The organism is Paraburkholderia sp. JHI2823 (genome assembly GCF_038900695.1).
GTDB classification, from domain to species: Bacteria; Pseudomonadota; Gammaproteobacteria; order Burkholderiales; family Burkholderiaceae; genus Paraburkholderia; species Paraburkholderia mimosarum.
In genome coordinates this window covers 93,026-114,469 of the sequence record NZ_JAYMRY010000009.1, presented here as the reverse complement: position 1 = coordinate 114,469, position 21,444 = coordinate 93,026, and the positions used below count along the sequence as shown (strand labels likewise).

Annotated in this window: 19 protein-coding genes and 1 pseudogene; 9 read left to right on the top strand and 11 right to left on the bottom strand. The window is 66.4% G+C overall.

The window, feature by feature from the left end:
* Positions 1-134 precede the first annotated feature (134 nt).
* Entirely contained in the window at positions 135-1,571 is a 1,437-nt protein-coding gene (gene pyk, locus VSR34_RS12915) for a pyruvate kinase (RefSeq protein WP_028211758.1), read from the bottom strand.
* A 438-nt stretch (positions 1,572-2,009) separates the two neighbouring features.
* Positions 2,010-3,209: a phosphoglycerate kinase gene (locus VSR34_RS12910; protein ID WP_028211759.1), complete on the bottom strand. Its 1,200-nt coding sequence runs from the start codon at positions 3,207-3,209 to the stop codon at positions 2,010-2,012.
* A 498-nt stretch (positions 3,210-3,707) separates the two neighbouring features.
* Between VSR34_RS12910 and VSR34_RS12905 the strand changes: the two genes are divergently transcribed.
* The 6 genes and pseudogenes from VSR34_RS12905 to VSR34_RS12880 form a co-directional block, all read left to right on the top strand.
* Entirely contained in the window at positions 3,708-4,631 is a 924-nt protein-coding gene (locus tag VSR34_RS12905; RefSeq protein ID WP_028211760.1) for a branched-chain amino acid transaminase, read from the top strand.
* Between the two features lie 43 nt (positions 4,632-4,674).
* The gene (locus VSR34_RS12900; protein WP_028211761.1) at positions 4,675-4,869 is read left to right on the top strand and encodes a zinc-finger domain-containing protein; all 195 of its coding nucleotides are present in this window, start codon (positions 4,675-4,677) and stop codon (positions 4,867-4,869) included.
* 321 nt (positions 4,870-5,190) lie between these two features.
* A complete protein-coding gene (gene waaF, locus VSR34_RS12895; RefSeq protein ID WP_028211762.1) occupies positions 5,191-6,216 on the top strand; it encodes a lipopolysaccharide heptosyltransferase II in 1,026 nt (341 codons plus the stop codon).
* A gap of 360 nt (positions 6,217-6,576) precedes the next feature.
* On the top strand, positions 6,577-7,023 hold the full coding sequence (locus tag VSR34_RS12890) for a nuclear transport factor 2 family protein (protein ID WP_342962649.1): 447 nt from the start codon (positions 6,577-6,579) through the stop codon (positions 7,021-7,023).
* A gap of 26 nt (positions 7,024-7,049) precedes the next feature.
* Positions 7,050-8,120 carry a hydrolase gene (locus VSR34_RS12885; protein WP_028211764.1) on the top strand — a complete coding sequence of 357 codons (1,071 nt, stop codon included), beginning with the start codon at positions 7,050-7,052 and terminating at the stop codon, positions 8,118-8,120.
* Positions 8,113-8,682: pseudogene (locus VSR34_RS12880) on the top strand (DUF2946 family protein); the annotation flags it as partial. The gene VSR34_RS12885 and the pseudogene VSR34_RS12880, both read left to right, overlap by 8 nt.
* Positions 8,683-8,753: 71 nt before the next feature.
* Here VSR34_RS12880 and VSR34_RS12875 read toward each other — a convergent pair.
* Positions 8,754-10,604 (bottom strand): M48 family metalloprotease, encoded by a 1,851-nt coding sequence (locus VSR34_RS12875; protein ID WP_028211765.1) that lies wholly within the window; start codon positions 10,602-10,604, stop codon positions 8,754-8,756.
* Between the two features lie 140 nt (positions 10,605-10,744).
* Between VSR34_RS12875 and moaC the strand changes: the two genes are divergently transcribed.
* Both moaC and VSR34_RS12865 read left to right on the top strand, forming a co-directional pair.
* Positions 10,745-11,224 (top strand): cyclic pyranopterin monophosphate synthase MoaC, encoded by a 480-nt coding sequence (gene moaC / locus VSR34_RS12870; RefSeq protein WP_028211766.1) that lies wholly within the window; start codon positions 10,745-10,747, stop codon positions 11,222-11,224.
* Positions 11,225-11,252: 28 nt separating this feature from the next.
* Positions 11,253-11,603 carry a nucleotide pyrophosphohydrolase gene (locus VSR34_RS12865; protein WP_028211767.1) on the top strand — a complete coding sequence of 117 codons (351 nt, stop codon included), beginning with the start codon at positions 11,253-11,255 and terminating at the stop codon, positions 11,601-11,603.
* 49 nt (positions 11,604-11,652) lie between these two features.
* Here the strand turns inward: VSR34_RS12865 and VSR34_RS12860 are convergent, their stop codons facing one another.
* The 8 genes from VSR34_RS12860 to recA form a co-directional block, all read right to left on the bottom strand.
* Positions 11,653-13,494, bottom strand: coding sequence for a Wzy polymerase domain-containing protein (locus VSR34_RS12860; RefSeq protein ID WP_342962648.1), 1,842 nt, complete (start codon positions 13,492-13,494; stop codon positions 11,653-11,655).
* A gap of 222 nt (positions 13,495-13,716) precedes the next feature.
* A complete protein-coding gene (locus tag VSR34_RS12855) occupies positions 13,717-14,349 on the bottom strand; it encodes a pilin (RefSeq protein WP_342962647.1) in 633 nt (210 codons plus the stop codon).
* Positions 14,350-14,525: 176 nt separating this feature from the next.
* Positions 14,526-15,230, bottom strand: a complete 705-nt coding sequence (locus VSR34_RS12850) for a TerC family protein (RefSeq protein WP_342962646.1) — start codon at positions 15,228-15,230, stop codon at positions 14,526-14,528.
* Positions 15,231-15,416: 186 nt separating this feature from the next.
* Complete coding sequence (sucD, locus tag VSR34_RS12845) at positions 15,417-16,298, bottom strand: succinate--CoA ligase subunit alpha (RefSeq protein ID WP_028211771.1); 882 nt, start codon at positions 16,296-16,298, stop codon at positions 15,417-15,419.
* Positions 16,299-16,392: 94 nt separating this feature from the next.
* Positions 16,393-17,559, bottom strand: coding sequence for an ADP-forming succinate--CoA ligase subunit beta (gene sucC / locus VSR34_RS12840; RefSeq protein WP_028211772.1), 1,167 nt, complete (start codon positions 17,557-17,559; stop codon positions 16,393-16,395).
* A 50-nt stretch (positions 17,560-17,609) separates the two neighbouring features.
* On the bottom strand, positions 17,610-18,305 hold the full coding sequence (locus VSR34_RS12835; RefSeq protein WP_342962645.1) for a DUF2889 domain-containing protein: 696 nt from the start codon (positions 18,303-18,305) through the stop codon (positions 17,610-17,612).
* 131 nt (positions 18,306-18,436) lie between these two features.
* Positions 18,437-19,294 carry a recombination regulator RecX gene (gene recX / locus VSR34_RS12830; RefSeq protein WP_342962644.1) on the bottom strand — a complete coding sequence of 286 codons (858 nt, stop codon included), beginning with the start codon at positions 19,292-19,294 and terminating at the stop codon, positions 18,437-18,439.
* A gap of 74 nt (positions 19,295-19,368) precedes the next feature.
* On the bottom strand, positions 19,369-20,445 hold the full coding sequence (recA, locus tag VSR34_RS12825) for a recombinase RecA (protein ID WP_028211774.1): 1,077 nt from the start codon (positions 20,443-20,445) through the stop codon (positions 19,369-19,371).
* Positions 20,446-20,693: 248 nt separating this feature from the next.
* On the opposite strand from recA, the gene VSR34_RS12820 reads away from it, so the two are divergent.
* Entirely contained in the window at positions 20,694-21,434 is a 741-nt protein-coding gene (locus VSR34_RS12820) for a response regulator transcription factor (protein ID WP_342962643.1), read from the top strand.
* Positions 21,435-21,444: the final 10 nt, after the last annotated feature.

Here is a 21,444-nt window from a genome sequence, read left to right as displayed (position 1 = left end):
GGATTTGTGGGCAAAAGCCATCAATCAACACCGATTTGGCGCCGATCCGATACCAGTCTGATACCAGTCGGCGCCAGCGCGGTTTATCTTAGGGAGCCTCGCAAAAATCACGGCGAGAGATCACAAGACGGCACTCACAGCACGTCGCCCACGCGCACGATCTTCAGCGTGTTCGTGCCGCCCGGCTGACCCATCGGTTCACCCACGGTCAGCACGACCATGTCCCCGCGCGCCGCATACCCCTTGCTCACCACCACTTCGATCGCTTGCTGGAGGGCCGTATCGCGGTCGCTGCTGGTGTCCAGATGCAGCGGCGTCACATTGCGGTAGAGCGACATCGCGCGCTCGCTGGCCGCGCGCGGCGTGAGCGCGAAGATCGGCACGTGAGTCCAGTGGCGCGACATCCAGAGCGCCGTCGAGCCCGACTCGGTGAGCGCGACGATCGCCTTGGCGCCCAGGTGGTAGGCCGTGAAGAGCGCGCCCATGGCGATCGACTGGTCGATGCGCGTGAACGTACGGTCGAGGAAGTCCTTGTCGAGTTCGCTCTGCTCCGACTTCTCGGCTTCCAGACAAATCGCGGCCATCGCCTCGATGGTCTGCACCGGGTACTTGCCCGCCGCAGATTCGGCCGAGAGCATCACTGCGTCGGTGCCGTCCAGCACGGCGTTGGCGACGTCCGAGACTTCGGCGCGCGTGGGCACCGGCGCGTGGATCATCGACTCCATCATCTGCGTGGCCGTGATGACGAGCTTGTTCGAGTCGCGCGCCATGCGGATCATGCGCTTTTGCAGCGCCGGCACCGCCGCGTTGCCCACTTCCACGGCGAGGTCGCCGCGCGCGACCATGATGCCGTCCGACGAATCAAGAATCTCCTGGAGCGCCGGAATCGCTTCGGCGCGCTCGATCTTCGCGATCATCTTCGGCTTGATGCCGTACGGCGCGCCCGCGATGTTCGCGAGCTGACGCGCCATTTCCATGTCGGTCGCGTTCTTCGGGAACGACACGGCGACGAAGTCCGCGCCGAGCGACATGGCCGTGCGGATGTCTTCCATGTCCTTCGCGGTCAGCGCGGGCGCCGTGAGGCCGCCGCCCTGGCGGTTGATGCCCTTGTTGTTCGACAGGTCGCCGCCCACGCGCACGACCGTGTGAATCTCGCTGCCGATCACGCGCGAGACGTCGAGCACGATGAGGCCGTCGTTGAGCAGCAGGACGTCGCCGGGCTTCAGGTCGCGCGGCAGATCCTTGTAGTCGAGGCCGACGCGTTCGTCATTGCCCAGCTCGCATTCGGCGTCGAGGATGAACGGTTGACCCGGCTCGAGCACCGTCTTGCCATTCTCGAATTTGCCGACGCGGATCTTCGGCCCTTGCAGGTCCGCCATGATCGCGACTTCGCGGCCGGCCTGGCGGGCGCAATCCCGCACCATTTCAGCGCGCTGACGGTGGTCGTCGGCGGTGCCGTGCGAGAAGTTGAGGCGCACCACGTCCAGCCCTGCGCGGATCATTTTCTGCAGGATGTCCGGCGTGCTGGAAGCCGGACCGATGGTGGCGACAATCTTGGTGGCGCGATGCATGAGTCTCCTCGTCTGGATAGGATCGCTGGGAAAACCGCTGCTGCGAGACGTGCTGGCCGGTCGTGCCGCGGCAGCGGACGCACCGGAACGCGCACCGGGTGAGCCCGGCGTCGCTTTCTTGGAGGTCGCCGCGGGGCTCACTTGAGCCGCTGCGGCGCTTTTTACATGCGTAACTGGATTCGATGCGGGCGTGGCTGTGCGCCCTGTCGGATTCTGCGCGGCTGTCGATTCAGCAGTCGACTGTCTTGCCGCCTCGTCTGCGACGTCCGCCATTGCGGCAACGGGCGTCGCGCCCGCCCGTGCCGGATCTGGCTGGGGCGCTGCGCCCCCCTTCTTTGCGGCCCCGGCTGCGCTGCGCGACTTCTGTGCGCCAGCGCGAGGAAGTTTGCTCATGGCGGCGGCTCTTGCCGACTTCGCGCCCGGGGCCCGCGGCGCCACTTAACCGGCCGCCCGCGTTTCGAGCACTTCGACTGCCGGCAGCTTCTTGCCTTCGAGGAACTCGAGGAAGGCGCCGCCGCCCGTCGAGATGTAGCTGACCTTGTCGGCGATGTTGTACTTCGCGATGGCCGCGAGCGTGTCGCCGCCGCCTGCGATCGAGAATGCGCCCGAGTTGGCGATCGCATCCGCGAGCGTCTTCGTGCCGTTGCCGAACTGATCGAACTCGAACACGCCGACCGGGCCGTTCCACACGATCGTGCCGGCCTGCGCGAGCTGTGCGGCGAGCGCGTTGGCGGTGACGGGGCCGATGTCGAGGATCATCTCGTCGTCGGCCACGTCGGCCACCTTCTTCGTTTCGGCCTTCGCCGTCGGCGCGAACTCCTTGGCCGTCACGACGTCGGTCGGGATCGGCACCGAGGCGCCGCGCGCGCGCGCCGCTTCGATGATGGCCTTCGCTTCGTCCACGAGATCGGCTTCGGCAAGCGACTTGCCGATCTTCAGGCCCGCAGCCAGCATGAACGTGTTGGCGATGCCGCCGCCCACGATCAGCTGGTCGACCTTTTCGGCCAGCGACTTGAGGATGGTGAGCTTGGTCGAGACCTTGGAGCCTGCCACGATCGCCACCAGCGGGCGCTTGGGCGCGCCGAGCGCCTTGCCGAGCGCGTCGAGTTCGGCCGCGAGCAGCGGGCCCGCGCAGGCGACGCCCGCATACTTCGCGATGCCGTACGTGGTCGCTTCGGCGCGGTGGGCGGTGCCGAACGCGTCGTTCACGTAGATATCGCAGAGCTTCGCCATCTTTTGCGAAAGCTCGTCCGAGTTCTTCTTCTCGCCCTTGTTCACGCGGCAGTTCTCGAGCAGCACGACGTTGCCCGGCTCGACGTTCACGCCGTTCTCAACCCAGTTCGCAACCAGCGGTACGTCGCGGCCGAGCAGTTCGGCGAGACGCTTCGCGACCGGCGCGAGCGAGTCTTCGGGCTTGAACTCGCCTTCGGTCGGGCGGCCCAGGTGCGAGGTGACCATGACGGCCGCGCCAGCGTCGAGTGCGGCCTTGATGGCCGGCACGGAGGCGCGCACGCGGGTGTCTTCGGTGATGTTGCCGTTGTCGTCCTGTGGCACGTTCAGGTCGGCGCGGATGAATACGCGCTTGCCTTTCAACTTGCCTTCGGAGATCAGATCGGAAAGACGCAGAACCTTGTTCATGGACATGTCATCTTGATGGTGGGAAGGCGGTGGCAAGGCGATGCGGGCGCCGCGGGCCAGTCTCAGTGGCGGGCGGCCAGGACGTGCTGCAGGGCACGGCGCGGGATCCGGATCTGACTGGCTTTCCGGTCAGGGCTCCGGGTCGCGGCTCGTCGCTGGCACGAGCCGGCATCGAATTGCGAGATCGGTATTTTAGCCGATAGCCAGGACGATCTGAGACGTGCCCTGGCGAATCTCGCGTATTTGGGAAGGCGCTGCACGCCCAGCGGGCATTGGGCGCGGACTGCTGCGCCGCAGCATGCGCGGCGGCTCAAAAAAAACCGCGAGGGGTGCTTGCCACACCCGAATTGCCCGCAAACCCCGCCCCACGTGCCCGCAGGCGCGCTGGGAGGCGGCAAATGACGCTAAAATAGCCGTCTTTGCCACCCGCAGCCGCGCGGCATGCGGCGAAGCCCGCTTAACAAGCCCGATATTTACTGCACTTGTCTGGAGAATCGTATGTCAATGGCCGACCGCGACGGCAAGATCTGGATGGACGGCAAGCTGATTGACTGGCGCGACGCCAAGATTCACGTGCTGACCCACACGCTGCACTACGGCATGGGCGTTTTCGAAGGCGTACGTGCCTACCAGACCGCCAGCGGCAGCACCGCCATCTTCCGCCTCGCCGAGCACACGAAGCGCCTGCTCAACTCGGCCAAGATTTTCCAGATGGACGTGCCGTTCGACGCGAAGACGCTCGCCGAGGCACAGCTCGAAGTCGTGCGCGCGAACAAGCTCGCCTCGTGCTACATCCGTCCGATCATCTGGGTCGGCTCGGAGAAGCTCGGCGTTTCGGCGCGAGGCAACACGATTCACGTGGCCATCGCCGCATGGCCGTGGGGCGCCTATCTGGGCGAAGACGGCCTTGCCAAGGGCATCCGCGTGAAGACTTCGTCGTTCACGCGCCATCACGTGAATGTCTCGATGGTGCGCGCGAAGGCTTCGGGCTGGTACGTGAACTCGATCCTCGCCAACCAGGAAGCCACCGCCGACGGCTACGACGAAGCGCTGCTGCTCGACGTCGACGGCTACGTGTCGGAAGGCTCGGGCGAGAACTTCTTCCTCGTCAACAACGGCAAGCTGTACACGCCGGACCTCGCGTCGTGCCTCGACGGCATCACGCGCGACACGGTCATCACGCTCGCGCGCGACATGGGTATTCCGGTGATCGAGAAGCGCATCACGCGCGACGAGGTGTACACCTGCGACGAAGCGTTCTTCACCGGCACCGCCGCCGAAGTCACGCCGATCCGCGAGCTCGACAACCGCACGATCGGCAGCGGCTCGCGCGGCCCGATCACGGAGAAGCTGCAATCGGCCTTCTTCGACGTGGTCTCGGGCAAGAGCGAAAAATACGCAAGCTGGCTCGCGAAGGTCTAAGCAGCGAACGCTTGCCCCCACAGCTACACAGAGAATCGTCCTCATGAGCGAAATCAAGGAAATGCCGCTGGTCGAACTTTCGGCCAAGGATCTGCCCGCTTACTGCCCGAACCCGTCGATGCCGCGCTGGAGCAACCATCCGCGCGTGTTCCTCGACGTGACGCACGGCGAAGCGAAGTGCCCATACTGCAGCACGCGTTACAAGCTGCGCGAGGGCGAGGTCGTCCACGGCCACTGACGCGTTGCGCCCAAACGTGCCGATCGCGCCCGAACGGCGCGTTGGCATTGTCGTCCGTGAGCGCGTGCCGCCGAGTGAAAGCATCGCGCTCGCCCGGCATTCCCCATGCATCACTGCCCGCAGCGTGCCGCCAGCAAGACGGCGGTGCGCTGCGGGTCGTGCGCACATCGCCACGAAGCCATACGCCGTTGCGCTTTCGCCCACCGGCACGCCGGCGGGACGTCACGCAAACGCTTCGTCGAATTCATAACCGTGTTTCGCGCGCCGCCCCGAAGCGGGAAGCCGCGTGCAACCTTTACCCTCTCCGGACCCTGACTCCCGATGCGCCGCGCGCTGGTAATCGCACCGAACTGGATCGGTGACGCACTGATGGCGCAGCCGCTTTTATCGCGGCTCGTTAAACTGCACCCCCGCATTCAGATCGATGCGCTCGCGCCGACCTGGGTTGCGCCCGTGCTCGAGCGCATGCCCGAGATCCGCGACGTCTACGCCACCGACCTCGGCCACGGCAAGCTGCAGTTGCTGCGCCGCTGGCAACTGGCCGGCGATCTGCGTGCCGAGCGCTACGACGCCGCCTATGTGCTGCCCAATTCGCTCAAGTCCGCGCTGATTCCGTGGCTCGCCAACGTGCCGCTGCGCATTGGCTACACGGGGGAGAACCGCTACGGCCTGCTGAACGTGCGCCACGCGAATCCCCCGAAGAACGAGCGGCCACCGATGGTCGGGCACTACGCCGCGCTCGCTTACGCGCCGGGCGCCACCGTGCCCGACGATCTGCCGATGCCGCGCCTCGAGTCGGACCCGAACGAGGCCTCGCGCGTCTCGGCGCGCTTCAACCTCGATACGCGCGTGCCGCTGCTCGTGTTCTGCCCCGGCGCCGAATACGGCCCCGCCAAGCGCTGGCCGCCCGAGCATTTCGCGGCGCTCGCGAAGATGGTGGGCCAGTCGTTCCCGTACACGCAGATCGTCGCGCTAGGCTCGCCGAAGGACGCCCCGCTCGCCCAGGCCATCGCCGACCGTGCGCCGAACGTACGCAACCTGTGCGGGCAGACGGCGCTCGGCGAAGCGTGCGCGCTGATCTCGCGCGCGAACGCCGTGGTCACCAACGATTCGGGCCTGATGCACGTGGCGGCCGCGCTGCGCCGTCCGCTCGTCGCGCTCTACGGATCGACGGATCCGCGCCACACGCCGCCCTTGTCCGAGCTTGCAAAGGTACAATGGCTGCATCTCGAATGTAGTCCCTGCTTTGCGCGCGAGTGTCCGCTCGGGCATCTGAACTGCCTGCGCGAACTGAGTCCGGAGCAGGTTTTCGGCGATCTGCGCGGCATGCTGCTCGGGCAGCGATAGCAAGCTCCAGGCGGCGTTGGGTGGCGGTGCGCCACCCAACGCCGAAGCCATGGCGCACGCGAGTGGATGTGCGCCACGCAACGGACGCCACGCGCGTTGCGCGCGCCCAATAGAAGCACGAGAGAGAGACCAAAGCGCCGCATCGGAGCACGACGTCACAGGCCTGTCTCGCGAGGGCGGCATGCTCGCGGCAAAGGCGGCGTCTCGTTGCAACGGCGCCGCCCGCCGGAATGCGGCGCGCGCGGCCGGCAAACGCGCGAAACGCCGCGATCGGCACATGAGCCGACGCAACCGATCAATCGCCAACCCGCGCCCAGGTACACGCCGAGTGCAACTCTGAGCACACCAGACTAACGAGCCATGCCACGTTTTGCCCACATCTTCGAAGCCGCCGCGGACACCCTCAACACGTACTACCAGGCCGTCGCGGAAGTCAACATCGACAGCTTGATGGGTCTGTGGATCGATGAAGAATTCGTGAGCTGCATCACGGCGGAAGGCGCGCATCTGCATGGCCTGCCGAACATCCGCGCGGGCCTCTCCGCGCAGCTCGAAGCGGCGCCCGTGTCGATCGAGCCGCTCGACATCCGTGTGTACGACAGCCTCGGCACCGTGGTCTACGCGATCGTGGAGGCGCACCGCCCGGTCGATCCCCGCGCGATTCCCGCCATGGTCTTCACGACCTACGTGATGGTTCACGAGCGCGGCGAGTGGCGCATCGCGCACATTCACGCGAGCCGCATGCCGGACGACGCAGCCACCCAGTTTTCGGCCAGATTGCGCCACGGCCAGGGCGCGCTGCACTGACAGACGAGCGCAAGCAGGGGGCAGTCATGAGCACGACCGACGACACCAGCAAGCCCAGCGAGGCAGCCCGCGTCGCCGCCGCGCTCGAGGCCCAGGCTGCCGTGCTCGGCGCCAGCTACGACTCCCGCTACCGTGCGCCCTTCTGGCTGCCCGGCGCACATATCCAGACCATCGTGCCGGCGCTCTTCTCGCGCCTGCCCGCGCCCGCCTACCGTCGCGAGCGCTGGGACACGCCCGATGGCGATTTCATCGACGTTGACTGGGTTGACGGCAAAAGGACCGGCCCGGGTTCGCACGACGCACCGCTTTTCATCCTGTTCCACGGCCTGGAAGGCGGCTCGGGCTCGCACTACGCGCGCGCGCTCGCCGCGGCCGCGCACGCGCGCGGCTGGCACGCGGCGATTCCGCACTTTCGCAGTTGCAGCGGGCCGTTGAATCTGCTGCCGCGCTTTTACCATCTCGCCGATTCCGACGAGGCCGACTGGGTCCTGCGCCGCTTCGCCGCCCGCCACGCGGGGCCGCTCGTCGTCGCGGGGGTGTCGCTCGGCGGCAACGTGCTCCTGCACTGGCTCGCGCAGCGCCGCGAAGATGCCGCGATCGTCGCGGCCGCCGCAGCGATCTCGGCGCCGCTCGACGTGCACGCGGGCGGCGAGATGCTCGCGCAAGGCTTCGGCATGGTCTACACGCGCAGCTTCCTGAAGACGCTGAAGGTCAAGGCGCTCCAGAAGCTCGAACAGTACCCCGGCCTCTTCGACGCGCAGCGCGTGCTAGCCAGCCGCACGATGTACGAATTCGACAACGTCGTGACCGCGCCCCTGCACGGCTTTCGCAACACCCACGACTACTACACCCAGGCGACGATCCGTCCGAAGCTCGGCGAGATCGTCGTCCCCACGCTCGTTCTGAACGCGCGCAACGATCCGTTCCTGCCCGATCGCGTGCTGCCCGCGCGCCACGAAGTGAGCGCCGCAGTCGAGCTCGACCAGCCCGAACACGGCGGCCACGTCGGCTTCATGACGGGCCCGTTCCCCGGCCGCAGCGACTGGCTCGCGCAGCGCGTGTTCGCTTATCTCTCGTCTTTCGTCTCTCATGGATGACATCGTCAAACAGGCGCTCGCGCGCTGGCCCAACGTCCCGCATTGCACGGGCTGGCTGCTGCTCGACGCGCGCGGCAACTGGCGCATGCGCGACGAGGCCGCCCAGGCGCAGAACGCGCCCGGCACCGCGATCCGCCACGAAGCCCTGCTCGGCTTCATCAACCGCAACTACGAGCGCGATGAACAGGGGCAGTGGTACTTCCAGAACGGGCCGCAGCGCGTGTACGTCGAACTCGAATACACGCCGTGGATCGCCCGTCTCGCGGCCGGCCACTACGGTGGCGAGGGCGCGCTGACGCTCACCGACCAGGCCGGCCAGCCTTTCGAGCCCGTGGCCGCCTATCTCGACGAAGCGGGCAGCGTGATCTTCGCCGATGGCGGCACGCCGCCGCGCGCCGCGTTGCTGCACGATCACGACCTGGATCTGTTCTCCGACCACGCGACGCTCGCCGACGACGCCCACAGCGGCACGTTCCACTGGCGCGCCGACGCGGCGCTGCCGCTGCAGCCGATCAAGCGCGCCGACGTGTCCGCGCGCTTTGCCTTCGTGCCGAGCCCGGCGCTCGCGGAACGCGAAGCGCAAGGCGCCGCGCACGCCGACGACCCGTCGCCCGAGCGCGAAGGCCAGGCGCCTCAGCCGCGGCCCTCGTCCTTCGCGTCCTCGCGCTCCTGCTTGTAGCGCGCTTCGAAGTCGTGCAGGCGCGCATCGATGGTCGACAGGTCGTAGTAGCCCACCGATTTCATGTCGCGCGCCTCCTTGAGCTGGCGTATGGCCGAGGGCCACGCGCCGTCTAGCGCGAGCTTTTCCGCCATCGCGCGATGTTGCGTAAGCGTGTCGCCGAGCCCCGCGCTCGCCTGCGCGAGATAAAGCCACCACGCGCCTTGCTGCGGCTCGGCTTCCGTCTCGCTGCGCGCGAGCGCCTGCGCATCCTTGAACCGGTGCGCCGAAAGCAGCGCCTGCATCAGCGAATCGGTGGCCGCGTGCGAAGCGGGCCAAGCCTTGTGCGCGGCCTCACCTAGCCGCACGGCGTCGTCGGTGCGGCCCGAGCGCCGCGCAATCTCGATGGCGAGCACATCGAGACTCGGCGAGTTTCGTGTCTTGCCGCCATCCGCGGCCTCGAACTGCGCGAACGCGGCGCGCGAGTTCGCGAGCGAGGCCGTGGCGTCTGCGTAGCGCTCGAGCAGCATCTGCGCGTACGCAATGCCATACCAGTTCGCGGCGACGTTGAGCGCCGTGCGGTCTTCGAGCTCCGAACGCAGACGCGAAACCTCGTCGATGTAGTCGCCACGCGTGCGGTTCTGAAGCACGCGCACGCGTGCGCGCACGAAGCCATACTCGGGCGCCTGGTGCGGCTGACGGTAGTCGGCGCGGCGGGCGCGGTCCTGCATGTCGGCGATGCGCTCGCCGGTGAGCGGATGCGTGCGCGCGTACGCCGGCACGCCTGTGTCGCCCATCGAGTCGCGCTCGAGCCGTTCGAAAAACGCCACCATGCCCCATGAGTCGTAGCCCGCGCCCGTCAGCAGCTTGAAACCCACGCGATCGGCTTCATGCTCGGCGGCGCGCGAGAAGCGCAACTGGGTATCCACCGCGTAGGCCTGGCTGCCCAGTGCAATCGCGCTGCCGAGGTCGCCGCTGTGCGCGAGCACGCCCGCGAGAATGCCGAACAGTACGCCCGCGAGCGCAGCGAGGCCGGTGCGCACGTTTTGCGAAAGCATGCGCGCGATGTGCCGCTGCAACACGTGGCCCATCTCGTGACCGATCACGGAGGCGAGTTCGGATTCCGTTTGCGTGGCGACGATCAGGCCCGTGTTGACGCCGATAAACCCGCCGGGCAGCGAAAACGCGTTGATCTGGCCATCGCGGATCGCGAAGATCTCGAAGTCGGGCCGATAGCCGCCGATGAACTGTGCGCTCGCCGCGGCCGCGAGGCGCGCGGCGACCGAGTCGAGATAATCGAGCACGAGCCAGTCGCCGATATAGTCGGGGTCGCGCCGAATTTCGCGCATCACGCGCTCGCCGATGCGGCGCTCGGCCTGCGGCGTGAGCGCGCCGCCGGAGCCATCGCCGAGGTCGGGCAGTTGCGGCACCCAGGTGGGGGCGCGCACACTGGCATTGCTGCCCGGGTAAAGCGGACCGGACTGGCTCTGGGCCGCGAAGCGGCTCTGCGCGCCGCCATAGGTGCCGAACACGCCCTGCGCGATCGAGGCGGGGACCACGGGGTCCGCCGAGTCGTCGAGCGGGCCGTTGACGAGCGCGGGCGCCGCGGTAACGGGCGCAGTGGATGCGTCCGGCGCATGGCCCGATGCGGCGGTGACGGACTTGTGGGCCGTTGCTGGCGCTGCCGTTGTCGAGGTCGCGCCGGCGGTCGCAGCCGGGCCCGAGCCGAGACTGAGCACGGCGCCATTCGACGCCTGCGCGTACGCTTGCGGGTGAACCGCGAGCGACGCGCACAACCACGCAGCAAGCAGCCGTTTCAGACGCATTGATGACAGGATCGGAGAACGCGGGCACGGGCGCGGCGGCGAATCCGGTGCGCGCCGCCTGCGCCGACCGGTCGATTGTAGCCCGCCTGCCGCCGCACGCCGCGCTGATAAGATAGGCACCCCTCGAGGAAGAACCCACCATGCCCGAACTCACGCATTTTGACGCAGCCGGCGACGCCCACATGGTCGACGTCGGCGGCAAGGCCGAGACGAAGCGCATCGCGCTAGCGAGCGGCACGATTCGCATGCTGCCGGAGACCTTCGCGCTGATCCGCGACGGCCACGCAAAGAAAGGCGACGTGATCGGCGTCGCGCGCATCGCGGCGATCCAGGGCGCGAAGCGCACGTCGGACCTGATTCCGCTTTGCCACCCGCTCGCGATCACGCGCGTGAAGGTGGACTTCACGCTCGACGAAGCGCTGCCGGGCGTGCACTGCACCGCGCAGGTGGAGACGCTCGGCCGCACAGGCGTGGAGATGGAAGCGCTGACCGCCGTGCAGGTCGGTCTGCTGACGGTCTACGACATGTGCAAGGCCGTGGACCGCGGCATGACGATCACCGATGTGCGCGTGCTGGAGAAGCACGGCGGGAAGTCGGGGGATTGGGTGGCTGAGCGTTGAGCCCACGGGCTCCATCGAGGATAGGGCTATGACGATCGACGAGCTGCTCGAGCAGGTGCTGGCCTTCCGCGACGCGCGCGACTGGAAGCAGTTTCACACGCTGCGCAATCTGATCGTCTCTACGAGCATCGAGGCCGGCGAGCTGCTGGAAACCGTGCAGTGGAAGAACGATGCCGAGATCGAAGCCTTGCTCGCCGACCCCGAGCAATTGAAGAACCTCCGGCACGAGTGCGCCGATGTGTTCATCTATCTCATGCTGGTCGCCAACACGGCGGGATTCAGTCTCGTCGATGCGGCGGCAGAGAAGCTCGCGCTGAACGCGCGGCGCTATCCGGTCGAGAAAGCGAAGGGCAGCGCCGCGAAATACTCCGAGCTTTGATCGCGGCAAGCCGCCGAATCACCGCCGCTTTGTAGACAGGCCGCGAGACTCAGTCCTCCGAATCGTCCTCGTCGTCGGGCTCGGCCGCTTTCGGCGGAACGCCGTACTTCTTCACCAGTTGCGCCTTGAAGTCCTTGAGCGTGTCCTGCTCGTCGAGCAGTCCGTAGAGCGAAGCAAGCTGCGTCGGCCAGTCGTGCAACTCGGTGGCGAAAATGCGCAGGCGCTCCACCGTATCGAATGCACCCACCGTGTCGCCATCCAGCGCCTGCAAGACCGCATAGCGGCGCAGCACCGTCTCGCCGGGCAGCAGCGCAATGGCGCGCTGATGCGCGTAGAGCTTGCTCGAAAGACTCGCGGCGTTCATCGGCAACAGCGTAGCCATGCCGTAGTCGCCCCAGGCGCCGAACAGACGCGACGGATCGGCGCCATAATCGCGCGCCGGATGCTGGCCGTAGTACAGCACCTCCGCGCGGTTATAGTCGCGCAGCACCGGGTACAGCGCCGCAATGGCGCCGAACACGACCACCGCATACACGCCGAGCGCCACGCGCGGCGGCACGACGGAGAGCGGCTTCGTCTCCAGCAGGCCGAACACGAACATCGCGGGCAGCAGGAAGAACATGTACTGCTGCGGATATTCGACGAGCGCGTGCATGACGAGCACGCCGATCAGCATGAAGCCGAACACGCGCTCGGCGGTATGCGGCACGCGCAGCGCCCGCACGAACCAGGTGACGAGCCCGATCACGACGATGCCGAGCCCCACGAGGCCGGTCTTGGCTAGCAGGTCGAGGAAGATGTCGTGCGCGTTGTTGGCGATCTCGACGCCGCCCAGCGAGCGCACGAGCTCGAATTGATGCACCGGGAAATCGCCCCAGCCGACGCCTAGCACAGGATGCGACTTGAACATCGTCCAGCCGTAGCGCCACAGCGCGAGTCGTGGCGCGATCTGGCTGGCGTCCTTCATGCGTTCGGCGGCCGACTGGGCCAGGTCGAGGTTGTAGCGAATGTTGGCCCACCGCACGAACGCATTCATGCCGAAGAAGAGCACCAACAGCAGGACCGGAATGAGCCAGGCGCGCAAGCCGGCCGCCTTGCGGCCCGAGAGCGCCGCGGACGCGAGTCCGTCGGCACTCGCGCCGCGCCCCTCGCCCGCTTCAGTGCGGCAGCCCGTCAGCGCGATCCACAGCCCCGCGACGAAGATCACCCCCATCTGCAGCCACGGCCCGCGCGACACCGTGAGCGCGAGGCCGCCCGAATAGATCGCGGTCAGCACGCCCCAGAGCAAGGGGTTCAGGCGGCGCGTCTGCACGAGGTACATCGCGCCGGCCATGGCGAAAGCGATATACGACGCGAGGTGATTGGCCTGCGCCATGTTGCCGAACGGCCGCCGATCGACCGTGATGTTGTACGCGACCACGAGCGGCGTGACTTTCGTTTCCAGGTGAAAGAGCTGGATCACCTGGCTGAACACGGCGAAGAGCCCCCCGATCTGCAACGCGAACGCGCCCCACACGAGCGCCGACTGCATGAGGCGCGCGCGAGAGATGGTGTAACCCGCGTGCGTCGCCAGAAAGGCGGCGAGCAGGTAGCCCGCGCCCAGCCAGTTCATCGACGGCTCGGCGAGCGGCAGCGCGAAGGTCTGGACGATCAGCAGCAGGCCGAAGAAAAGCGGCACCAGCGCAACCGTGGGCGACGCGAAACCGCCGCCCGAGCGCGCCGGGCGAACGAGCATCAGCGTCGCTGCGGCGACCAGCACATAAAGTGTCAGCGCAACGAATTCCGCATAGAACGTGGGAATCGGATAGGTGTGGTTGACGACGGCATAAGGCAGCGTCAACGCGAGGGCCAGCAAGACGAACGTAAGGTAACGCGCAAATTTGGAAGGCATGGACTAGGCGGCAGGCGTCAGCAACGGGGCACTATACAAAACTTTTCCCCCGCTGTGCGGGTGCGGCCCGGTACTGCCGGCTCAGCATGCGCGGCTGCTGCCCGGTCGCACCCGCATGAACTGCGCGAACAGTGACATTGCCGGCTCGCGCCAGCGACGTGTCCGCTGCGCATGCTTCACGCGCAGCGGGCCCATCGTTGCCAGAGCATCGAAGCGCGAGGCCTACGCGCGACAGTCCGGCGGCGCGAGATTGCCGGCCAGCGTTGCGGCGTTCACGGGCGATGGGCCCGAGCCGGGCGGCCCCAGCGACGAAGCCGTCTTGCCGGCTGCGAAGCACTCCCACGTGAGCGTGCCGCCCTGCGCGCTGCCCTTCGCGAGCGCGACGCGCGCGGTGGGCTGATCGGTGTTGTCGGGCACCGAGGGCACGAGCACGATCGTGTTGCTGCCCGCGGGCGCCACGCGCGATGTGAACGCGACCGTGATCTGCCCGGTCGTGTCGTCGATGTGCAGGGAATCCACGTTGCGCGTCGCGGGGGGCACCGCATAGCCCGCGCTAAATTCGTTGCCGCTCGCGGCGTTCTCCGCCACGGCGAGCCGCGCCGAAGCCGCGAGCGAAAGGCCCTCGCCCACGCGGCTGCGCGCAAGGTAGTCCTGGTACGCGGGAATCGCGTAGGCGGCGATCACGCCGACGATCGCAAGCACGATCATCAGTTCGATCAGCGTGAAACCGCGCGCGGTCCAGCGCGAAGCGAGGCACGCCAGTCTCGCAAAACGCGCGAAGGGGCCATCGCGCGCGCTCATGGCGTGCGCGTCGCTACTTGCCAAGCGGGTCAAGGCAGGTACGGATACGATCATCTTCAGGGCTCCTGAAACAAGAAACGCCCGGCCACAGTCGTGGTCAGGCGTCTTGATCGTATCGACGGCCACGCTCATCGGGCAGTCGACCGGATGGCCGAGGCCAAACGAACAGGACCAGTGGCCTGGATGCAGCGACAGCGCGGGCGACTGCGCCCCAGTGCGATTGAATGCCCTTAAGTTTGTGCGCGCCGCGCGTTGCGGCGCCTGAGCCAGGAGCCGAGCCCGACGACGAACACCGCCCCCGCCACGCAGATGCCGTACTCCGCCACCGGCGTATCGAGCAGCGGCCAGCGGTCGCCGGCGGGATCGTTGACGATGAGCCCACCCGCGATCCAGCCGAGCAGCGCCGCGCCGAACGTCACGATCACGGGATAGCGGTCGAGCAGCTTCAGCACGAGCTGGCTGCCCCACACAATGAGCGGAATGCTCACCAGCAGCCCGAAGATCACGAGCGCGATGCGATGGCGAGGATCGGCGGCTTCGGCTGCGCCCGCAATCGCCACCACGTTGTCGAGGCTCATCACCGCGTCGGCGACGATGATCGTCTTGATCGCCCCGATCAGCTTGTCGGCGGGCTTCACATTGGCGTGCTCGATATGACTGGGCGCAAGCAGCCGCACGCCGATCCACAGCAGCAGCAGTCCGCCCGTGAACTTCAGGAACGGCACGTTGAGCAGCATCACCGCGAAGGCGATCAGCACGACACGCAGCGCGATTGCGCCCGCGGTGCCCCAGAGGATGCCGCGCAAGCGCTGCTGCGAAGGCAGGTCGCGGCAGGCGAGCGCGATCACCACGGCGTTGTCGCCGCCGAGCAGGATGTCGATGACGATGATCTGGATGACTGCGCCCCAGTGGAGCGACGCGAAAAACTCGAACATGAAAACGGGAGACTCAGAAGTGACTCAGGATTGGCGGTTCACGCGGCGAGCCAAATAAAAAAGCGAGGAAGCCATGACTGGCTCCCTCGCTTTTGCCCGGAAACCTCGTGAAAGGATTCCGCAAGGATATCAAAAATCGCTGGCTGCTCGCGCATTCATGACGCGCGAGCGCCCGCGAATCTGGATTTACAGCACCGACTTCAGCAGACGGCCCATTTCCGACGGGTTGCGCGTCACCTTGATGCCGCAGCCGTCCATGATTTCCAGCTTCGCGTCGGCCGTGTCCGCACCGCCCGAGATCAGCGCGCCGGCGTGGCCCATGCGCTTGCCCGGAGGCGCCGTGACGCCCGCGATGAAGCCGACCACCGGCTTCTTCATGTTGTCCTTGATCCAGTAAGCGGCGTTCGCTTCGTCCGGACCGCCGATCTCGCCGATCATGATCACGGCGTCCGTATCCGGATCGTCGTTGAACATCTTCATGACGTCGATGTGCTTCAGACCGTTGATCGGGTCGCCGCCGATACCGACTGCCGACGACTGGCCGAGGCCGAGCGCGGTGAGCTGGGCCACGGCTTCATACGTCAGCGTGCCCGAGCGCGACACGACACCGATGCGGCCCTTGCGGTGGATGTGACCCGGCATGATGCCGATCTTCAGCTCGTCCGGCGTGATCGTGCCGGGGCAGTTCGGGCCGAGCAGCAGCGTCTTGCGGCCTTCGCGGCGCATACGGTCCTTGACTTCGATCATGTCGCGCACGGGAATGCCTTCCGTGATGCAGATTGCGAGATCGAGGTCGGCCTCGACGGCTTCCCAGATCGCAGCGGCTGCGCCTGCGGGCGGCACGTAGATGACCGAAACGGTCGCGCCGGTGGCTTCCTTCGCTTCACGCACGTTCGCGTAGATGGGAATGCCCTCGAAGTCCTCGCCGGCCTTCTTCGGGTTCACGCCCGCGACGAACGCTTCGCGGCCGTTGGCGTACTCACGGCAGGCGCGGGTGTGGAACTGACCGGTCTTGCCGGTGATGCCCTGCGTGATGACCTTGGTGTCTTTGTTGATCAGAATCGACATGTATTGACCTCTGTTCGTTTGGCGCAATTCGTCGCGTCGCCCGCACGGATGCGGAGTTCGCGCCGAACACTACGCCATTCGTATCCGGTGAAAATTACTTGCCTTCGGCAGCCGCGACGACCTTCTGCGCGGCCTCTTCCATGCTGTCTGCCGAGATGATCGGCAGGCCCGATTCGGCCAGCATCTTCTTGCCGAGGTCCTCGTTCGTGCCCTTCATGCGCACGACGAGCGGCACGTTCAGGTTCACGGCCTTCGAACCGGCGATCACGCCTTCCGCGATCACGTCGCAGCGCATGATGCCGCCGAAGATGTTCACGAGGATCGCCTTCAGGCCCGGGTTCTTGAGCATGAGCTTGAACGCTTCGGTCACCTTCTCGGTCGTGGCACCGCCGCCGACGTCGAGGAAGTTGGCCGGCTCGCCGCCGAACAGCTTGATGGTGTCCATCGTCGCCATCGCGAGGCCTGCGCCGTTCACGAGACAGCCGATGTTGCCGTCGAGCGAGATGTAAGCGAGGTCGAACTTCGAGGCTTCGATTTCAGCCGGATCTTCTTCGTCCAGATCGCGGTAAGCCACGATTTCGGGGTGGCGTGCAAGCGCGTTCGAATCGAAGTTGAACTTCGCGTCGAGCGCCGTCACGGTGCCGTTGCTGGAGACGTTCAGCGGGTTGATTTCGGCCAGCGACGCATCGGTTTCCCAGAACGCCTTGTACAGACCCTTCAGGATGTCGCGCGCTTGCGGAATCGAAGCAGCGGGCACGCCGATTTTCGCGGCGAGGTCGTCGGCCTGCGCGTCGAGCAGACCCGTCGACGGCTCGACGATGACCTTGTGGATCAGTTCCGGGTGCTTTTCGGCGACTTCTTCGATGTCCATGCCGCCTTCGCTCGAACCCATCAGAACGACCTTTTGCGACACGCGATCGACGACGAGGCTGACATACAGTTCTTGCTTGATGTCGGCGCCTTCTTCGATCAGCAGGCGGTTGACCTTCTGGCCTTCCGGACCGGTCTGGTGCGTGACGAGCTGCATGCCGAGGATCTGGTTCGCGTACTCGCGCACCTGCTCGAGCGACTTGGCAACCTTCACGCCGCCGCCCTTGCCGCGGCCACCCGCGTGGATCTGTGCCTTGACGACCCAAACCGGACCGCCCAGCTCTTCAGCGGCCTTGACCGCGTCATCCACCGAAAACACCGGGATGCCGCGCGGGACCGCGACTCCGAATTTCCGCAGGATTTCCTTACCCTGGTACTCGTGAATCTTCATGCGTGATTCCTTCAGTCTGAGAGTTGGAGTGAACTTCGATTCCGCTGTTGTTATTCATGCGTGACGGCGCCGGCCCTGCCCTCTCGGCCCGGGCTGCTGTCGTCGCGCACGCCGGCGACGTCCGCGCCGCGCTCTATGGAACGCGGCACATAGCCATACCAGCGCGGATAAAACTGCTTCACCGCCTCTGAGTCCAACCGCAGCGCGTGGCAGCGGCCAAGCTGGAAAGGCGGCTTCTCGCCGGCGGCCTCGTTGCCTCCGGCGGTCTTGCCGAGTTCCGGTCCGGGCTCTTCGCCCGGCGAGCCATTCGATGTGTCCCACACCTCTCCGACGAACGCCTGGATCGCGACGGTCGGCAGTACGCCCAACATTTCTGTGAGATGCGTGCAGCCAGCCGTGCCGGCGACGAGCCGGCCCGCTTCGCGGCGGAAGTTCTGGAGGAGATTGAGCCCGATGAGGGCCCGATAGGCGGGGTTAGCGTTCTGGCACTGACCGTCATAAGGCACCCAGTCGGACGACGCCTGGGCGTCGACGACGTTGAGCTTGCGATCGATCGTAATGCGCAGCCAGAGTTCATGGATCGGCAAACCGTTGGGCCGGACACCGGCGGCGAGCGGCACGTCGCGTGGCTTGTGGTCGGTCAGGCACGCGTCGATGTCCCACAGGCCGTCTTCGCGCTCATAGGCAACCGCCCGGATGGCGCGCTGATGGCGCAACTGGCGGGGCACGGGCGGGGAAAGCGGCATGCTAAAGGTAAGACCGGATGGGAAAACCTCGCGATTTTAACATACCGGGTATTTGGGACAGCCGCGGATACAAAGGGCCGGCTCACAGGCCCGGCGCGGGTTTGCGCGCGCCGGTTTTCGGGACGACCGGCTCAATTGCCGGAGCCGTCTTCCTCGAGACCCTTGAGGATCTTGCCGATGATCGACATCGAGAAGCCGCGCGCCGCGAGAAAGCGCGCCTGGCGCGCGCGCTCAGCCGGCGTTTCGGGCAACTGACCATACTTCTTCTGCCAGACGGCGCGGGCGCGCACGAGTTCGGTCTCGCGCAAATGCGTGCTCACCTCTTCGATGAGCGCGTCGCCCACGGCGTGGCGCTTCAGTTCGCTGACGATGCGTCCTGCCCCCACGCGCGCCGCGCGCCGGTGCACGACGCTTTCGGCAAAGCGGGCATCGGAGAGCCAGCCCTCGCGTTCGAGCGAATCGAGCAGCGCCTCGAGCGCGTCGGCGTCGTCGGTGTACGGCATGAGCTTGCGCGAGAGTTCGGCACGGCTGTATTCGCGGCGCGAAAGATAGCCGAGCGCGCGGCCTTTGAGCGAGCGCTCGGGACGCTGCTTTTCCGCGGGCGATTTGTCGCGCGCGCGCGCTCGTGCAGCGCGCGTGGTCGAGCTGCGCTCGTAGGTGTCTGCTTGGGGTGTGGTGGCCTCGTCTGGCTCGTCCATCGGTGCCCGCCGGGATCGCGAGCCGGACGCCGCTTTGGATGACGGTTCGGACCTCGCGTTCGGCGAAGCCTCACCTTGCGCGCCGAAGAACGCCTCGAACGGCACTTCGAAAACCGCGCCGCCATCGTCACCGATATCGGCCGGCGAAGAATTGTCCCCGCCAGAATGCGCAAAGCCGCGATCGCCCGCCTGGGCGTCGCGGCTCGAAGAGCGCATGCGTGGGTCGCGCAGCGAATCCGCAGGCAAACTCGCGGACAAATCCGTGCGCAAGTTCGCCTGCTCGGAAGACATCGTGGACGCCGCCCGAGACGGCGGCATCGAAGCGGACCCGCCCTTGCGCATCGGCTTGCCTTAGTGACGAGGGCTTATTCTTCGTCGGCGATCTCGACTTCGCCGCCATCATTGGCGCCGACCGGCATCGTGTTGACGCCGAGCGATTCACGGATGCGGTTTTCGATCTCGCGAGCAATGTCCGGATTCTCGCGCAGGAATTCGCGCGCGTTGTCCTTGCCCTGGCCGATGCGCTCGCCGCTATAGCTGTACCACGCACCCGCCTTGTCGACGATCTTGGCCTGCACGCCGAGGTCGATGATTTCGCCCTGACGCGAGATGCCTTCGCCATAGAGGATGTCGAACACGGCTTCGCGGAACGGCGGCGAGACCTTGTTCTTCACGACCTTCACGCGCGTTTCGCTGCCGATCACCTCGTCGTTCTTCTTGATCGAGCCGATACGGCGAATGTCCAGACGCACCGACGCGTAGAACTTGAGCGCGTTGCCGCCCGTGGTGGTTTCCGGGTTGCCGAACATCACACCGATCTTCATGCGGATCTGGTTGATGAAGATCACCATGCAGTTCGTCTTCTTGATCGTGCCGGTGAGCTTGCGCAGTGCCTGCGACATCAGACGCGCCTGCAGACCCGGCAGCGAGTCGCCCATTTCACCTTCGATTTCGGCCTTCGGCACGAGCGCCGCGACCGAGTCGATCACGATCATGTCGATCGAGCCCGAGCGCACGAGCGCGTCGGTGATTTCGAGCGCCTGCTCGCCCGTGTCCGGCTGCGAGATGAGCAGTTCCGGCACGTTCACGCCGAGCTTGGCGGCGTACTGCACGTCGAGCGCGTGTTCCGCGTCGATGAACGCTGCCGTGCCGCCGAGCTTCTGCAGTTCGGCGATCACCTGGAGCGTGAGCGTGGTCTTGCCCGACGATTCCGGACCGTAGATCTCGACCACCCGGCCGCGCGGCAGGCCGCCCACGCCGAGCGCGATGTCGAGGCCGAGCGAGCCGGTGGAGACTACCTGGATGTCCTCGACCGCCTCGCCGTCGCCGAGTCGCATGATCGACCCCTTGCCGAACTGCTTTTCGATCTGCGCGAGCGCGGCGGCCAGCGCCTTGCTCTTTTCAGCAGTCAGTCCAGCCGAGCCTTTCTTGCTATCTTCCATGAATCGTCCTTTGCTATGATGAACGGCGTCTCGTGACCATGTGCACACCTCATTGCGCACGCCTCATTCGGGCTAATGCACACGAACGCAGACACTGTATAAAAAAACAGTGGTTTTGGCAAGTCTTTACGGCTAACCAGAACCTCGATTTTCGGAGACCGCCGCGCGTCGCGTGGCCGCGCCTTCAAGGACGCGGCGCGGCGCGGGCGCTACGAGGCTCAAGGCCTCGAAGTCGACGCTGGCGCAACATGCGAATCCTCATTGCCGAAGACGACAGCATACTCGCGGACGGACTCGTGAGATCACTCCGCCAATCGGGCTATGCCGTCGATCACGTGCGTAACGGCGTAGACGCCGATACGGCGCTGTCGATGCAGTCGTTCGACCTTTTGATCCTCGATCTCGGCCTGCCCAAAATGCCGGGCCTCGAAGTGCTGCGCCGCTTGCGCGCGCGCAATTCCAACCTGCCCGTGCTGATCCTCACGGCCGCAGACAGCGTGGACGAGCGCGTGAAAGGCCTCGACCTCGGCGCCGACGACTACATGGCCAAGCCGTTCGCGCTCAACGAGCTCGAAGCGCGCGTGCGCGCGCTCACGCGGCGCGGCGCGGGCGGCGGCCCGACCGTGGTGCGTCACGGCGCGCTCTCGTTCGACCAGGTGGGGCGCATTGCGCGCATCAACGACCTGGTGCTCGACCTGTCGGCGCGCGAGCTGGGCGTGCTCGAAGTGCTGCTGCAGCGGCTAGGGCGGCTGGTCTCGAAGGAACAGCTCGTCGATCACCTGTGCGAGTGGGGCGAAGAGGTCAGCAACAACGCGATCGAAGTCTACGTGCACCGGCTGCGCAAGAAACTCGAAGCGGGCGGCGTGCGCATCGTGACCGTGCGCGGGCTCGGCTATTGCCTCGAAAAGGAGGCGAAGGAATCGAAGGACGCGCAGGCCGGCGCCCCCGGCGCCCCGCCGGCGATGCCCGCCAGCCACTACTTCAAGTAAGCGGGAGCGA

Coding starts and splice junctions, on each gene's coding strand:
- pyk (WP_028211758.1), bottom strand. CDS start 1,571: ATGCATCGCGCCACCAAGATTGTCGCCACCATCGGTCCGGCTTCCAGC.
- VSR34_RS12910 (WP_028211759.1), bottom strand. CDS start 3,209: ATGAACAAGGTTCTGCGTCTTTCCGATCTGATCTCCGAAGGCAAGTTG.
- VSR34_RS12905 (WP_028211760.1), top strand. CDS start 3,708: ATGTCAATGGCCGACCGCGACGGCAAGATCTGGATGGACGGCAAGCTG.
- VSR34_RS12900 (WP_028211761.1), top strand. CDS start 4,675: ATGAGCGAAATCAAGGAAATGCCGCTGGTCGAACTTTCGGCCAAGGAT.
- waaF (WP_028211762.1), top strand. CDS start 5,191: ATGCGCCGCGCGCTGGTAATCGCACCGAACTGGATCGGTGACGCACTG.
- VSR34_RS12890 (WP_342962649.1), top strand. CDS start 6,577: ATGCCACGTTTTGCCCACATCTTCGAAGCCGCCGCGGACACCCTCAAC.
- VSR34_RS12885 (WP_028211764.1), top strand. CDS start 7,050: ATGAGCACGACCGACGACACCAGCAAGCCCAGCGAGGCAGCCCGCGTC.
- VSR34_RS12875 (WP_028211765.1), bottom strand. CDS start 10,604: ATGCGTCTGAAACGGCTGCTTGCTGCGTGGTTGTGCGCGTCGCTCGCG.
- moaC (WP_028211766.1), top strand. CDS start 10,745: ATGCCCGAACTCACGCATTTTGACGCAGCCGGCGACGCCCACATGGTC.
- VSR34_RS12865 (WP_028211767.1), top strand. CDS start 11,253: ATGACGATCGACGAGCTGCTCGAGCAGGTGCTGGCCTTCCGCGACGCG.
- VSR34_RS12860 (WP_342962648.1), bottom strand. CDS start 13,494: ATGCCTTCCAAATTTGCGCGTTACCTTACGTTCGTCTTGCTGGCCCTC.
- VSR34_RS12855 (WP_342962647.1), bottom strand. CDS start 14,349: ATGATCGTATCCGTACCTGCCTTGACCCGCTTGGCAAGTAGCGACGCG.
- VSR34_RS12850 (WP_342962646.1), bottom strand. CDS start 15,230: ATGTTCGAGTTTTTCGCGTCGCTCCACTGGGGCGCAGTCATCCAGATC.
- sucD (WP_028211771.1), bottom strand. CDS start 16,298: ATGTCGATTCTGATCAACAAAGACACCAAGGTCATCACGCAGGGCATC.
- sucC (WP_028211772.1), bottom strand. CDS start 17,559: ATGAAGATTCACGAGTACCAGGGTAAGGAAATCCTGCGGAAATTCGGA.
- VSR34_RS12835 (WP_342962645.1), bottom strand. CDS start 18,305: ATGCCGCTTTCCCCGCCCGTGCCCCGCCAGTTGCGCCATCAGCGCGCC.
- recX (WP_342962644.1), bottom strand. CDS start 19,294: ATGTCTTCCGAGCAGGCGAACTTGCGCACGGATTTGTCCGCGAGTTTG.
- recA (WP_028211774.1), bottom strand. CDS start 20,445: ATGGAAGATAGCAAGAAAGGCTCGGCTGGACTGACTGCTGAAAAGAGC.
- VSR34_RS12820 (WP_342962643.1), top strand. CDS start 20,694: ATGCGAATCCTCATTGCCGAAGACGACAGCATACTCGCGGACGGACTC.